This is a genomic window from Pseudomonas sp. YA1 (genome assembly GCF_058680555.1).
Genome location: NZ_JBZWBG010000026.1, coordinates 78,952 through 91,550 on the forward strand (window position 1 = coordinate 78,952; position 12,599 = coordinate 91,550).

The 12,599-nt window shown below is 64.4% G+C and carries 13 protein-coding genes; 6 read left to right on the top strand and 7 right to left on the bottom strand.

Annotated features, from left to right (window positions below; all coding sequences use genetic code 11):
- Window positions 1–37: 37 nt before the first annotated feature.
- On the bottom strand, window positions 38–376 hold the full coding sequence (locus AC4OR5_RS28415) for a histidine triad nucleotide-binding protein (RefSeq protein WP_058160528.1): 339 nt from the start codon (window positions 374–376) through the stop codon (window positions 38–40).
- Window positions 377–454: 78 nt separating this feature from the next.
- Here AC4OR5_RS28415 and AC4OR5_RS28420 point away from each other — a divergent pair, with 78 nt between their 5' ends.
- Window positions 455–1,936 (top strand): AAA family ATPase, encoded by a 1,482-nt coding sequence (locus AC4OR5_RS28420; RefSeq protein ID WP_003121853.1) that lies wholly within the window; start codon window positions 455–457, stop codon window positions 1,934–1,936.
- 39 nt (window positions 1,937–1,975) lie between these two features.
- Here AC4OR5_RS28420 and AC4OR5_RS28425 read toward each other — a convergent pair whose 3' ends face one another.
- The 4 genes from AC4OR5_RS28425 to hemJ all read right to left on the bottom strand — a co-directional run bounded on the left by AC4OR5_RS28425 (window position 1,976) and on the right by hemJ (window position 5,442).
- Entirely contained in the window at window positions 1,976–2,776 is an 801-nt protein-coding gene (locus AC4OR5_RS28425; protein ID WP_003101644.1) for an SDR family NAD(P)-dependent oxidoreductase, read from the bottom strand.
- Between the two features lie 60 nt (window positions 2,777–2,836).
- Window positions 2,837–3,913 carry a DUF805 domain-containing protein gene (locus tag AC4OR5_RS28430; RefSeq protein ID WP_058160527.1) on the bottom strand — a complete coding sequence of 359 codons (1,077 nt, stop codon included), beginning with the start codon at window positions 3,911–3,913 and terminating at the stop codon, window positions 2,837–2,839.
- Between the two features lie 121 nt (window positions 3,914–4,034).
- Window positions 4,035–5,003, bottom strand: coding sequence for an NAD(P)H-dependent flavin oxidoreductase (locus AC4OR5_RS28435; RefSeq protein WP_058160526.1), 969 nt, complete (start codon window positions 5,001–5,003; stop codon window positions 4,035–4,037).
- 16 nt (window positions 5,004–5,019) lie between these two features.
- Window positions 5,020–5,442, bottom strand: a complete 423-nt coding sequence (hemJ, locus tag AC4OR5_RS28440) for a protoporphyrinogen oxidase HemJ (protein ID WP_003085245.1) — start codon at window positions 5,440–5,442, stop codon at window positions 5,020–5,022.
- A 290-nt stretch (window positions 5,443–5,732) separates the two neighbouring features.
- On the opposite strand from hemJ, the gene argC reads away from it, so the two are divergent.
- The 4 genes from argC (at window position 5,733) to erpA (ending at window position 8,337) form a co-directional block, all read left to right on the top strand.
- Window positions 5,733–6,767 (top strand): N-acetyl-gamma-glutamyl-phosphate reductase, encoded by a 1,035-nt coding sequence (gene argC / locus AC4OR5_RS28445; RefSeq protein ID WP_003113169.1) that lies wholly within the window; start codon window positions 5,733–5,735, stop codon window positions 6,765–6,767.
- Window positions 6,767–7,486 (top strand): DUF6776 family protein, encoded by a 720-nt coding sequence (locus AC4OR5_RS28450; protein ID WP_003085249.1) that lies wholly within the window; start codon window positions 6,767–6,769, stop codon window positions 7,484–7,486. Before argC ends, AC4OR5_RS28450 begins: the two co-directional genes overlap by 1 nt.
- Window positions 7,487–7,909, top strand: coding sequence for a bactofilin family protein (locus tag AC4OR5_RS28455; RefSeq protein ID WP_003120826.1), 423 nt, complete (start codon window positions 7,487–7,489; stop codon window positions 7,907–7,909). It begins immediately after the preceding gene.
- Between the two features lie 77 nt (window positions 7,910–7,986).
- On the top strand, window positions 7,987–8,337 hold the full coding sequence (gene erpA, locus AC4OR5_RS28460) for an iron-sulfur cluster insertion protein ErpA (RefSeq protein ID WP_003085254.1): 351 nt from the start codon (window positions 7,987–7,989) through the stop codon (window positions 8,335–8,337).
- A 53-nt stretch (window positions 8,338–8,390) separates the two neighbouring features.
- Here erpA and AC4OR5_RS28465 read toward each other — a convergent pair whose 3' ends face one another.
- On the bottom strand, window positions 8,391–9,482 hold the full coding sequence (locus AC4OR5_RS28465; protein WP_058160525.1) for an anhydro-N-acetylmuramic acid kinase: 1,092 nt from the start codon (window positions 9,480–9,482) through the stop codon (window positions 8,391–8,393).
- A gap of 2 nt (window positions 9,483–9,484) precedes the next feature.
- Window positions 9,485–10,924 (bottom strand): peptidoglycan DD-metalloendopeptidase family protein, encoded by a 1,440-nt coding sequence (locus tag AC4OR5_RS28470; protein WP_023097169.1) that lies wholly within the window; start codon window positions 10,922–10,924, stop codon window positions 9,485–9,487.
- Window positions 10,925–11,112: 188 nt separating this feature from the next.
- On the opposite strand from AC4OR5_RS28470, the gene tyrS reads away from it, so the two are divergent.
- Window positions 11,113–12,312: a tyrosine--tRNA ligase gene (gene tyrS / locus AC4OR5_RS28475; protein ID WP_003113167.1), complete on the top strand. Its 1,200-nt coding sequence runs from the start codon at window positions 11,113–11,115 to the stop codon at window positions 12,310–12,312.
- Window positions 12,313–12,599 lie beyond the last annotated feature (287 nt).

Below are 12,599 nucleotides of genomic sequence, written 5' to 3' on the forward strand. Positions count from 1 at the left end.
TGCGGACGGGCTGCGATGTCGCAGCGCCAGCAGGGATTCAGCCCGGCGGCCAGAGCATCTGGCGTTGACCCAGCACGTGCATGTGGATGTGGTGCACGGTCTGCCCGCCAAGGTCGTTGCAGTTCATCACCACACGGAAGCCTTCCTCGCAGCCCTGCTCCCGGGCCAGGCGCTGGGCGGTGAAGAGGATATGGCCTGCCAGCGGCCGGTCTGCCTCGGTCAGGTGCTCGAGGGTGGGAATGTGTCTTTTCGGGATGACCAGGAAGTGCACCGGCGCCTGCGGGCCGATATCGTGAAACGCGACAACTTCCTCGTCTTCGTAGAACTTGCGCGCGGGAACTTCCCCCGCCACGATCTTGCAGAACAGACAGTCCATGGGCGATTCCTCCGGCCTCGGGTGCTTTCCCGAGTGTAGCGGTGCCCGTCGCGACCGCCCAAGCGTGAAGGAGCCGCAGTGAAGAACGACATACACGACCTCGGCCTGGTCCTGGATTCCCGGGTCAAGCTGATCCTGATCGAGTCCTGGGACGAGCCGAAGGTGATGGAAACCCTCACCGGCCTGGCGGTCAGGCGCGGCCTTGGCCTGTATGCCTGGTCGGTGACCGAGGGCGTGCAGCGGCTGGGCTTCGGCGGCGAGCCGCTGGGCGGGGAGGAGAGCCGCGACCCGGTCGCTGCGTTGCGCTTGATCAAGCACGATCAGCAGGCGAATCTCTACGTGCTCTGCGACCTGCATCCTTTCCTTGGCGACAGCCCGACCCTGGTGCGCCTGCTCAAGGAAATCGCCATGGCCGAAGGCAATCATCGACCGACCGTGGTGCTGGTGTCCCATGCGTTGAAGCTGCCGGCCGAGGTGCAGCGCTTCGCCGCGCGGTTCTCGCTGTCCCTGCCCAGCGAAGACGAACTGCTCGGCATCGTCCGCGAGGAAGCGACGCGCTGGAGCGAGCGCAACCGTGGTGCCCGCGTGCGCACCGACAACCGCACTCTGCAGCAGGTGGTGAAGAACCTGCGCGGGCTCAGCCATGCCGAGGCGCGGCTGCTGGCGCGCAACGTGATCTGCAACGATGGGGCGATCACCCAGGAGGACCTGCCCGAGCTGAACCGCACCAAGTTCCAGCTACTCGACCTGGAGGGCGTGCTGAGCTTCGAGTACGACACCGCGCGCTTCGCCGAGGTCGGCGGGCTTGCCGCGCTCAAGCGCTGGCTCGGCGAGCGTCAGTCGGCGTTCCTCGCCGGCAAGCCTGGCGACCAGCCGAAGGGCATGATGCTGGTCGGCGTGCAGGGCGCCGGCAAGAGCCTGGCGGCCAAGGCGGTGGCCGGCCTCTGGGGCTTGCCGTTGCTGCGTCTGGACTTCGCCTGTCTCTACAACAAGTACTTCGGCGAAACCGAGCGCAACCTGCGCGAGGCGCTGCGCCTGGCCGAACAGATGGCGCCCTGCGTGCTGTGGATGGATGAAGTGGAGAAGGGCATTTCTGGCGGCGACCAGGACAACGGCGTCAGTCAGCGCGTGCTGGGTACCCTGCTGACCTGGATGGCCGAGCGCGAGGCGCCGGTCTTCATGGTCGCCACCGCGAACGCTATCGACCGCCTGCCGCCCGAACTGATCCGCAAGGGACGCTTCGACGAATTGTTCTTCGTCGACCTGCCGACGCCGGAGGTTCGCGCCGAGATCTTCCGCATCCACCTGCAACGCCGCGAGCTGGAGCCGGCACAGTTCGACCTCCTTCTGCTGGCGGCTGCCAGCGAGGGTTTCAGCGGGGCGGAGATCGAGCAGGCGGTGGTGGCGGCACTGTACGCCGGGCAGGCGCGACAGCAGGCGGTGGATCAGGAGCTGTTGCTCAGGGAGCTGTCGCGAACCTCGCCGCTGTCGGTGCTGATGGCGGAAAAGCTCGCCGCGCTGCGGACCTGGGCCAAGGGGCGGGCGGTGCCGGCAGACTGAGCCGACGGCGAAACTCGTTGCCCTGCGAGGAGAGGCCGATCAACCCCGTGGGGCGGAGGGTACCGCCGAGGCGTTGATCCGCGCGGCGAGTCGGCGCACCAGCCAGCGTGGCGCCAGGCGTGGGCTCAGCGCCAGCAGGCGATTGCGCCAACCGGGGACGATCAGGGCGCGGTTCTTGTCCAGCCCGCGCAGGGCCAGCAGCGCGACTTCCTCCGGGGTCATCATCAGCTTGCTCCGGTCGAGCCTGCCGAGCCGCATCCCGGCTTCCCGGAAGAATGCCGTACGGGTTGGCCCAGGGCACAGCACCGAGACCTTGACGCCGCGCCCTTTCAGTTCTTCCCGCAAGCCTTCCGAGAAGTGCAGGACGTAGGCCTTGCTGGCGTAGTAGTTGCTCATCCAGGCGCCGGGCTGGAAGGCGGCCACCGAGGCGATATTGAGTATCTGGCCACCGCCCTGCGCCGCCATGCGGGCGCCGAGGGAGTGGCAAAGGCGGGCCAGGGCCAGGATGTTGAGTTCGATCAGCTCCTGTTCCCGCGCCCATTCCTGGTCGATGAAGGGGCCGGAGGTACCGATCCCGGCATTGTTAACCAGCAGGTCGATCTGTCGTTCACCCTGTTCCAGTTCGTGCAACAACCCTGACAGTTGCAGCGGCTCGGAAAGATCGCAGGTGCGGAACAGCACTTCCACGCCGAAACGCTGCGCCAGCTCATAGGCGATGCTCTCCAGCGCGTCGCGCTGGCGCGCCACCAGGATCAGGGCGCGACCGCGCCGGGCCAGGGCTTCGGCTAGGGCCAGGCCGATACCGCTGGAAGCGCCGGTGATCAGGGCATAACGGGGCATTCGAGACTTCTCCGAAACGGACGGGGAATTGGACCCCGCCCGTCGCGAGGGGTTGCGTGGCTACTGTTGGTCGTCGTCTTCCATGGCCTCTGCCGCCGCCGTGGCGGCTTCATCGGCTTCGGCCGCCGCTGCGGCGGCCTGCTCGTCCGTGGTGTACGGGTCGGCTGGAGCGCTGGCGCCGCCGTCATAGTTCGCGCGCTCCAGGTAACCCTGGTAGGACGGCAGGGCGATGGCGGCGATGATACCGACTATCGGCAGCAGGATGATCAGACTGGCCAGGACTTTCACCCCGGTGCTGTTCGCCGGCGGCGGCGGACCGTAGCGGTTGGCGCCGGTGCTGCCGGGCAGGACCAGCATCAGGATGCCGAACACGCTGCCGACGAAGGGGACGAAGTTGAGCAGCCAGAGCCAGCCCGACCAGCCGAGGTCATGCAGGCGCTGCACGCCGATCATCACGGCAATGACGATGAAGGCGATCGAGGCCAGGGCGGTGACGGCCACGCCGACGGTTTCGCCGAGCAGGAAGCCCAGGCCCATGATGACCAGGAAGCACAGCGTCATCGCCATCGACCAGCCGAGATAGCGCAGGCGTCCGATCCGGCCGTTGGTGGTGAACACGTTCAGCTCGCCGAACTCGGGGAGGGCTTCGCCGACCTGGGCGCTGGGTGGTGTGTAGGGAGACGCGGCCGCGGCCGCGGAGGCCGCAGGCGCGGCGTTTTCGCCGAGCTGCGCCTGGCGTGCCAGGTACTTCTCGATGATGATGCCGCAAGCCGAACATTCCGCTCCGCTGGGCTGTTCATGGCCGCATTTCGGGCAGGTCATGGGAGGCAGGTCTTGCGCTGGGGTTTCCTCCGCGACCTGGGGGTTGTGATCGGGCGTTTCCACCAGGCTCAGGCTGGCCGCCAGGTCGACTTCCTTGTAGGCATTGGCGCCGGCCTGGCGCAGGGCGGTCAGGTAACGCTCTGCCTCGGCCTCTGGAAGTTCGCGTTTCAGCACCACCGGGCGACCGCCGAAGAGGGCGTCGATCTTGCCCGGTTCGCTCTTGAACAGGCGGGCGAGATTGTCCTTCACGGTTTCGAGCGATGCGTCGGGCATCAGCTCGCCGGAGAAGACGATCTTGAAGCGTTGGTCGGTCATGCAGGCATCCTTGTCAGCTGGGGTGAGAGAAATGCAGCCGACAGCCTAATCGGCGGCCTTGGCGCCCACAAGCGCGAGATGAGAACTCCCGCACAAGCCGGGGCGCCGTGAGCCGCCGGTTTCAGCGCGGCCAGCGGTTGGCCAGGCTATCCATGTTCCGCAGGGCGTCTCGATATTCCCGGTCGAGGCGGGCGACCAACTCGTCGACGCCGGGCAAGTCGTCTATGTTGCCCGCGCCCTGGCCGGCGGACCACACGGTCTTCCAGGCCTTGGCCTCGTCGTTCACCGGCTTGAGTTTCTCGCCGTAGTTCATGTCTGCCTTGTCGGTCAGGCGCTTCAGATCGTAGCCGGCGGCCTCCAGGCTTTGCCGCATGAAGCTGGCCGGTACGCCGGACACCGCCGGGGTGTGCACGATGTCGGCGGCGCGTGCCTCCAGGATCATCTGCTTGTAGGTGTCGGAGGCATTGCTCTCGCGGGTGGCGATGAAGCGAGTGCCGAGATAGGCCAGGTCGGCGCCGAGCATCTGTGCGGCGAGAATCTCGTGGCCGTGGTTGATGCAGCCGGCCAGCAGCAGAGTCTTGTCGAAGAACTGGCGGATTTCCGCGACCAGCGCGAAAGGGCTCCAGGTCCCGGCGTGGCCGCCCGCGCCGGCCGCCACCGCGATCAGGCCGTCGACCCCGGCCTCGGCGGCCTTTTCGGCGTGGCGGCGGGTGGTGACGTCGTGGAACACCAGGCCGCCGTAGCTATGCACAGCGTCTACCACTTCGCGCACTGCGCCGAGGCTGGTGATGACGATCGGTACGCGGTGCTCGACGCAGATCCGCAGGTCGGCCTGCAACCGCGGATTGGTGTTGTGGACGATCAGGTTCACCGCATAGGGCGCGGGATTGTCCAGCGCCTGCAGGCCGGCCCCGATTTCCTCCAGCCAACCCTCGAAGCCGCTGCTCTCGCGCTGGTTGAGCGCCGGGAAACTGCCGACGATGCCGCTGCGGCAGCAGGCCAGCACCAACTGCGGGTTGGATACCAGGAACATCGGCGCGGCCACCATCGGCAGTCGCAGGCGTTGGTCGAGCAGGGCGGGCAAGGACATGGACAGGACTCCTGGGTCAGAAAGGTTTGAGCACCACCAGTAGGACGATCAGCAGCAGGAACAGTACAGGCACTTCGTTGAACCAGCGGTAGAACACATGGCTGCGCCCCGGCTCGCCGCGGGCGAAGCGCTTGAGCATGGCGCCGCAGGCGTGGTGGTAGCCGATCAGCAGGACCACCAGGGTCAGCTTGGCGTGCAGCCAGCCTTGGCTCAGCCAGCCAGGGGTGAGATAGAGCATCCAGAGGCCAAGGACCAGGGTGGCGAGCATCGAGGGCATCATGATCCCCCGGTAGAGCTTGCGCTCCATGACGCAGAAGCGTTCCCGGCTGGTCTGGTCCTCGCTCATGGCGTGGTAGACGAACAGGCGCGGCAGGTAGAACAGGCCGGCGAACCAGCAGACCACGGCGATGATATGGAAGGCTTTGAGCCACAGGTACATCAGGACATCCTCTTGATCACGGTGCCCCGATAGTAGAGGGATGGCTGGAACGCGTCACCCTGGCGGCTTGCCGCTGTCTGATTTGCCGGCAGATATGGCCGCATAACAGGTAGGAACATTCGGATAGGGCCTCGCAGCAATTTCTGCCCGACGACCCCGGGGGCTAGACTGCCGACCGAAGGGCCGAGCCGGTCGCAAAGCCGGACGCCCAGCGCTGTTCATGCCGGCGCTCGGCTCTTATCATTGGCCTCTTTTGGCTAGCTTGCCTCAGCGCGCGGAGTGATGGACAGATGATCAAGGTCGGCATCGTTGGCGGTACGGGTTATACGGGCGTGGAACTGCTGCGCCTGCTGGCGCAGCATCCGCAGGCCCGGGTGGAAGTGATCACTTCGCGTTCCGAGGCGGGGGTGAAGGTCGCCGACATGTACCCGAACCTGCGAGGTCATTATGACGACCTGCAGTTCAGCGTGCCGGACGCGCAGCGCCTCGGCGCCTGCGACGTGGTGTTCTTCGCCACGCCGCACGGCGTGGCGCACGCGCTGGCTGGCGAACTGCTGGACGCCGGGACCCGGGTCATCGATCTGTCCGCTGACTTCCGCCTGGCGGACGCCGAGGAGTGGGCGCGCTGGTACGGCCAGCCGCATGGCGCTCCGGCGCTGCTCGACGAGGCTGTCTACGGCCTGCCGGAAGTGAACCGCGAGAAGATCCGCCAGGCCCGCCTGATCGCCGTGCCGGGTTGCTACCCGACCGCGACCCAACTGGGCCTGATCCCGCTGCTGGAGGCCGGCCTGGCCGACGCCTCGCGGCTGATCGCCGATTGCAAGTCCGGGGTCAGCGGCGCCGGTCGGGGCGCCAAGGTTGGCTCGCTGTTCTGCGAGGCGGGCGAAAGCATGATGGCCTACGCGGTCAAGGGGCATCGGCATCTCCCGGAAATCAGCCAGGGCCTGCGTCGGGCCTCCGGCGGCGACGTCGGGCTGACGTTCGTACCGCACCTGACGCCAATGATCCGCGGTATCCATGCAACCCTCTATGCCCATGTCGCGGATCGCTCGGTCGACCTCCAGGCGCTGTTCGAGAAGCGCTACGCCGACGAACCCTTCGTCGACGTGATGCCGGCCGGCAGCCATCCGGAGACCCGCAGCGTGCGTGGCGCCAATGTCTGCCGAATCGCCGTGCATCGCCCCCAGGGCGGCGACCTGGTGGTGGTGCTGTCGGTGATCGACAACCTGGTCAAGGGCGCCTCGGGTCAGGCGCTCCAGAACATGAACATCCTGTTCGGGCTGGACGAGCGCCTGGGCCTCTCGCATGCGGCCCTGCTCCCCTGATGTCCGGCTGGGAACTCCAGTTCCGTGATCCACGGCGGGCCTGGCTGGTCCGCCTCGGGGTGGGTGCGCTGCTGCTGGCGGTTCCGCTGGCGTTTCTCGGTGGTCGCTGGTCGACCGGGGCGGACGCCGCTCGCAGCGAGGCCGATGCGCAACGCCAGGAAACCCTGATCGGCGAGCAGAAGGCCGAGCTGGAGCGCCTGCGTACCGAAATCGAGGTGTTGCGCAGCGGAGAACGCCTCAGCCAGCAGGCCACCGAACAGAGCCGGCAGACCATCAAGCTGCTTGAGGACCAGGTGTTCAAGCAGCAACAGGACATCGCGTTCTACAAGGGGGTAGTCGCGCCGGCCAGCAAGGCGGATGCGCTGGAAATCCGTGCCTTTGAGGTGCAGGGCACGGACGACCCGCAGCGCTTCCGCTATAAGGTGATGCTCAGCCGCCTGGGCAGGGACGACCGCAAGCTGGATGGGCGGCTGAAAGTCCGCATCAGCGGCAAGCTGGCGCGCAAGGACGCTACCTACGACCTCGAACAGCTCTCGCCGGAACTGGGCAAGACAGGGCTGTCGATTTCCCTCCGGCATTTCCAGTCGATCCCAGAAGGGGGGCGTTTCGCCGAGCTGGAGCTGCCGAAGAACTTCATCCCGAAGCTGATCGACGTACGTGCGGAGCTGAATGGCCAGTCCAAACCGCTACAGCGCCGTTTCGATTGGCCGAAGCAGTGAGTGAGCATTATGTGGAGCAAGAACAAAGGCCGGGCTGACGTCCAGCGTTTCACCGGGCAGACCAGCCTGATCGCCAGCGGCGCCGAACTGGTCGGTGACATGAACCTCAAGGGCGCGGTGCAGATCGACGGCACCGTCCGCGGAGCGTTGCAGGCGCACGAAGGGCTGGTGCGGGTCAGCGCCGGCGGTCGAGTCGATGGCGAAATCCGGGCCCCCCATGTGATCATCGACGGTCAGGTGGATGGCGACATCCATGCCATCGAACGCCTAGAGCTGGGGGCCCAGGCCCGGGTGAAGGGCAATCTTCACTATGGGCTGATCGAAACCGCCATGGGGGCCCAGATCGAGGGCCGCCTGTGCCCGATGACCGAGGCCAGTCCGCGCCCGCTGGAACTGCCTGCCAGCGTGGAAACTGTGGATTAGTTGACCATTTTTCTGGGACAAGAGGATAATGGGCGTAATGTTGTAACGCACGGCCTCAAGCCGGGAGATTCGGAAACATGAGCATCGAGACCTTCACCCCTACGCCCCTGCTCTTTACCCCAGGCGCAGCCAACAAGGTGAAGACGTTGATTGACGAAGAGGGCAATCCTCGCCTGAAACTGCGTGTATTCGTCACCGGCGGCGGTTGCTCGGGCTTCCAGTATGGCTTCACCTTCGACGAAGATATCGCCGATGACGATACCGTGATCGAGCGCGATGGCGTGGGCCTGGTGGTGGACCCGATGAGCTTCCAGTACCTGGCGGGCTCGGAAGTCGACTACCAGGAAGGCCTGGAAGGTTCGAGGTTCGTCATCAAGAACCCGAACGCTGCCACGACTTGCGGTTGCGGACAGTCGTTCTCGATCTGACGTCGATGGGGCCGCTACGAAAACGCCGCGCTTATATGCGCGGCGTTTTCGTTTCAGGCGGGATACAGCGCGCCCAGAGTTCTGGGACCGAGCGCACCGGTCACATCAGGGCAGTTGCCGGGCAGGCGCTCGAGAAACCGATGGGCTAGCCAGGCGAATGCCATGCCCTCCATCCAGGCAGGGGGAATGCCGTATTCGTCGGTACTGGCGACCCGAGCTTTGGGCATCAGCAGGGCCAGGCGCTTCATCAGCGCCGTATTGAAGGCGCCGCCGCCGCATACCAGCACCTCTTCGCAGTCCGGCTGGGCGTCCAGCAGCGATTCGCTGATGCTGCGCGCGCTCAGCTCCAGCAGGGTTGCCTGGATATCCGCTGCCGGCAAGGCAGGGTGACGAGCCAGGTGCTCCTGCAGCCAGGACAGGTTGAAGCGCTCGCGCCCGGTGCTCTTGGGGCCACGCGCGGCGAAGAACTCATCCGCCAGCAGGCTTGCCAGCAGTGCGTGGTTCATCTGGCCGCTGGCGGCCCACGCACCGTCCCAGTCGAAATGTTCACCGCGCTGGTGATGAATCCAGGCGTCCATCAGCACGTTGCCCGGGCCGCAGTCGAAGCCGCGTACCGGCTTTCCGGGACTGAGCAGCGAAACGTTGCTGAAGCCACCGATGTTCAGGACCGCCCTGGAGGCGTCATCATCGCCAAACAGCGCCTGATGGAAGGCCGGTACCAGCGGGGCGCCCTGGCCGCCGGCTGCGACGTCGCGGCGGCGGAAGTCGGCGACGACATCGATGCCGGTCAGCTCCGCCAGCAGGGCGGGGTTGCCGATCTGCACCGTGAAGTGGCGAGCGGGTTCATGCCGGATGGTTTGACCATGACTGCCGATGGCACGGACTTCGTCGGGGCTCATCTGCTGCTGGAGCAGCAGTTCGCGCACGCCCTGTGCTGCAAGGGCGACCCAGCGTTGCTCGACTTCGGCGGCGCGGGCGATTTCATCGGGACCGGGGACGCACAGGGCGAGGATGTCTTCGCGCAGCCCGGCCGGCATGGGTAGGTAATGGGAAGCGAGCAAGGTGGTGCGATCACCTTGCTCGATCAGGACGATGTCCATGCCGTCCAGGCTGGTTCCGGACATCAACCCCAGGTAGCGCGGCACGATCAGCGCTGCTTGTTCAGGGCCAGGAGGGTTTTCTTCTCCTGATCCATGCGCGCGATCATCGGCTGGGTCTGCGCCATGAAGCGCTTGCGATCTGCGCCACCGAGCGGGTCCGCCATGGGCAGCTTGGCGCTCAGCGGATCGACGTGACGGCCATTGATCTGGAACTCGTAGTGCAGGTGCGGGCCGGTGGCCAGGCCCGTCATGCCTACGTAACCGATGATCTGGCCCTGCTTCACGCTGGTACCGGCGCGGATACCCTTGGCGAAGCGGCTCATGTGTCCGTAGATGGTCCGATAGCGCTGGCCGTGCTGGATCACCACGGCGTTGCCGTAGCCCCCCTTGCGTCCGGCTTCGAGGATCTTGCCGTCTCCGGTGGCCTTGATCGGTGTGCCGATGGGGGCAGCGTAGTCGACGCCCTTGTGCGCGCGGATCTTGTTCAGGATCGGGTGGCGGCGGCCCAGGGAGAAGCGCGAGCTGATACGGGCGAAATCCACCGGCGTACGGATGAATGCCTTGCGCATGCTGGAGCCGTCGGCGCGGTAGTAGCTGGTATTGCCCTGCTTGTTGGTATAGCGCACGGCGGTGTAGGTCTTGCCACGGTTGACGAAGCGGGCGGCGAGGATATTGCCGGTCGCCACTTGCTTGCCGTTGACCTTGTGCTGTTCGTAGATCACGTCGAACTCGTCGCCTTCACGCAGATCGAGGGCGAAGTCGATGTCGTAGCCGAAGATGTTCGACAGCGACGTGACCAGGTTATAGGGCAGGCCGGCGTTACGACCGGCAACGAACAGCGAGCTGGTGATGCGGCCATGGGCATAGGCGGTATGCAGGTCGATCTGGGCCTTCTCGCGTTTGAAGGAGTAGCCCTTGTCGGTCTTGTCCAGGCCGATGGTCTCGAGTTCGCTCTGCTTGACTCGCAGCGCCTGCAGCTCTCCTTTGGGGTCGAGCTTGAGCTTGACCTCCTGGCCGACCTTCAGATGGGTGAAGCGCTTGGCATCCTTGCTGCTGGTCAGCATGTCGTGCATGGCCGAGGTGGAAAGGCCTGCCTTGGTGAATACGGTCGACAGCGTATCGCCACTGGCGACGGTGATGGTCTTCCACTCGGGATCGACGGGCTTGGTGTCGGCATCGGCTACAGATGCGCCCGGCTTGTCCGAGTCTTGCTCGGCGGTGTTGTCGTCGGAGGCGCCTTCTACCTGAGCGAAAGGCGTGCCTTCGTCGTTGGAATTGGTGACCGATTGCGGCAGGAGGTCGTCTTTCTCCTGAAGGAGGCGATCGGTGTTGCTTTCAAGCTCCAGATTGAGCGTGGTCCTCTTGGCCTCGACTTCGCTCGAGGGGAACACCAGTAGTGCCAAACTGAGGAGCGCTGCAACACCGCTGGCGGCCAACAAGTGGCTTTTCGGGTAATACGGCGGCGCTTTCTGATCGGATTGCGTCATGGCGTGATTGGTGTTTTTGGATTGTGAATAAATAACTGCCTAAAATATAACCAAAATCTCCTTGAATCAAGCCAAAAGTCGCGTCTGGCCTGGCTCCGTCCCCCTGACGGTCGGCAAAATTTGTTTTTAGTCTGCGATCTTGTATGGTTGGTTCCCTTTCGATTTTGGCAATTGGGCAGAACCTGTAAATGAAGTCGGTTGAAGAGCAGCTGGCGCTGATCCAGCGCGGTGCAGACGAGATCCTGGTAGAGGCGGAACTGGTGGCCAAGCTGAAGCGTGGCCAGCCCTTGCGGATCAAGGCCGGCTTCGACCCGACCGCTCCCGATCTGCATCTTGGCCATACCGTGCTTATTAATAAGCTGCGCCAGTTCCAGGACCTGGGGCATCAGGTGATCTTCCTCATCGGTGACTTCACTGGGATGATCGGTGACCCCAGTGGGAAAAGTGTTACCCGTCCTCCCCTGACGCGCGAGCAGGTTCTGGAGAATGCGGAGACGTACAAGTCCCAGGTCTTCAAGATCCTCGACCCGGCCAAGACCGAAGTGGCCTTCAATTCCACCTGGATGGACCAGTTGACCCCGGCTGACTTCATTCGTCTTGCCTCTCAATACACCGTTGCGCGGATGCTGGAGCGCGATGACTTTAGCAAGCGCTATGCCAGCAATCAGCCCATCGCTATCCATGAGTTCCTCTATCCGCTGGTCCAGGGCTATGACTCCGTCGCGCTGAAGGCGGACGTCGAGTTGGGTGGCACCGACCAAAAGTTCAACCTGCTGATGGGGCGCGAGCTGCAGCGTGCCTATGGTCAGGAGGCCCAGGTGATCCTGACCATGCCGTTGCTGGAAGGGCTGGATGGCGTGAAGAAGATGTCCAAGTCGCTGGGCAACTATATTGGTATCCAGGAAGCGCCGGGTGTCATGTACAGCAAGCTGGTCTCCATTCCTGACACGCTGATGTGGCGTTACTTCGAACTGCTCAGCTTCCGTTCCCTGGATGAGATCGATAGCTTCCGCAAGGATGTCGAGGCGGGCGCCAACCCGCGCGACATCAAGATCAAGCTGGCCGAAGAGATCGTCGCCCGCTTCCATGGCGAGGAGGCGGCGGCGAGCGCACACAAGTCGGCCGGCAATCGTCTGAAGGAGGGCGAGCTGCCGGAAGACCTGCCGGAGATCGAGTTGTCGTCCCCCGAGGATATGCCCGTTGCCTCTGTCCTTAATAAAGCGGGGTTGGTGAAGAATGCGGCTGCGGCTCGCGATCTCCTGGGTGCCGGCAGCGTCAAGGTGGATGGGCAGGTCGTCGACCGCACCTTCATGTTGGCGCTGGGTGAAACCCGTGTGTTCCAGGCAGGGAAGAAGGCTTTCGCGCGCATCACGCTGAAAGCTGAATAATTCTTTCAAATAAGTGTTGACGCCAGTTTCTATCTCCCTATAATGCGCACCACTCCCGGCGACGACGAAGAGTAAATGCTTGAAAATCAAGGATTTACGGATTCTCTCCCAGGGGTGGTGAAGCGCTCCGGCAGGTTGTTCGCCGCAGCGGTTCGGTCCCGAAAGGGATTCGAAACGAAGCTTCATCGAGGTGCTTGACAGCGAGTCTGAACGCTGTAGAATGCGCCTCCCGCTGATCGGAAGATGGTTTGAAGGTCGGCGCAAGCGGTTGAGTAGAAAAGAAAATT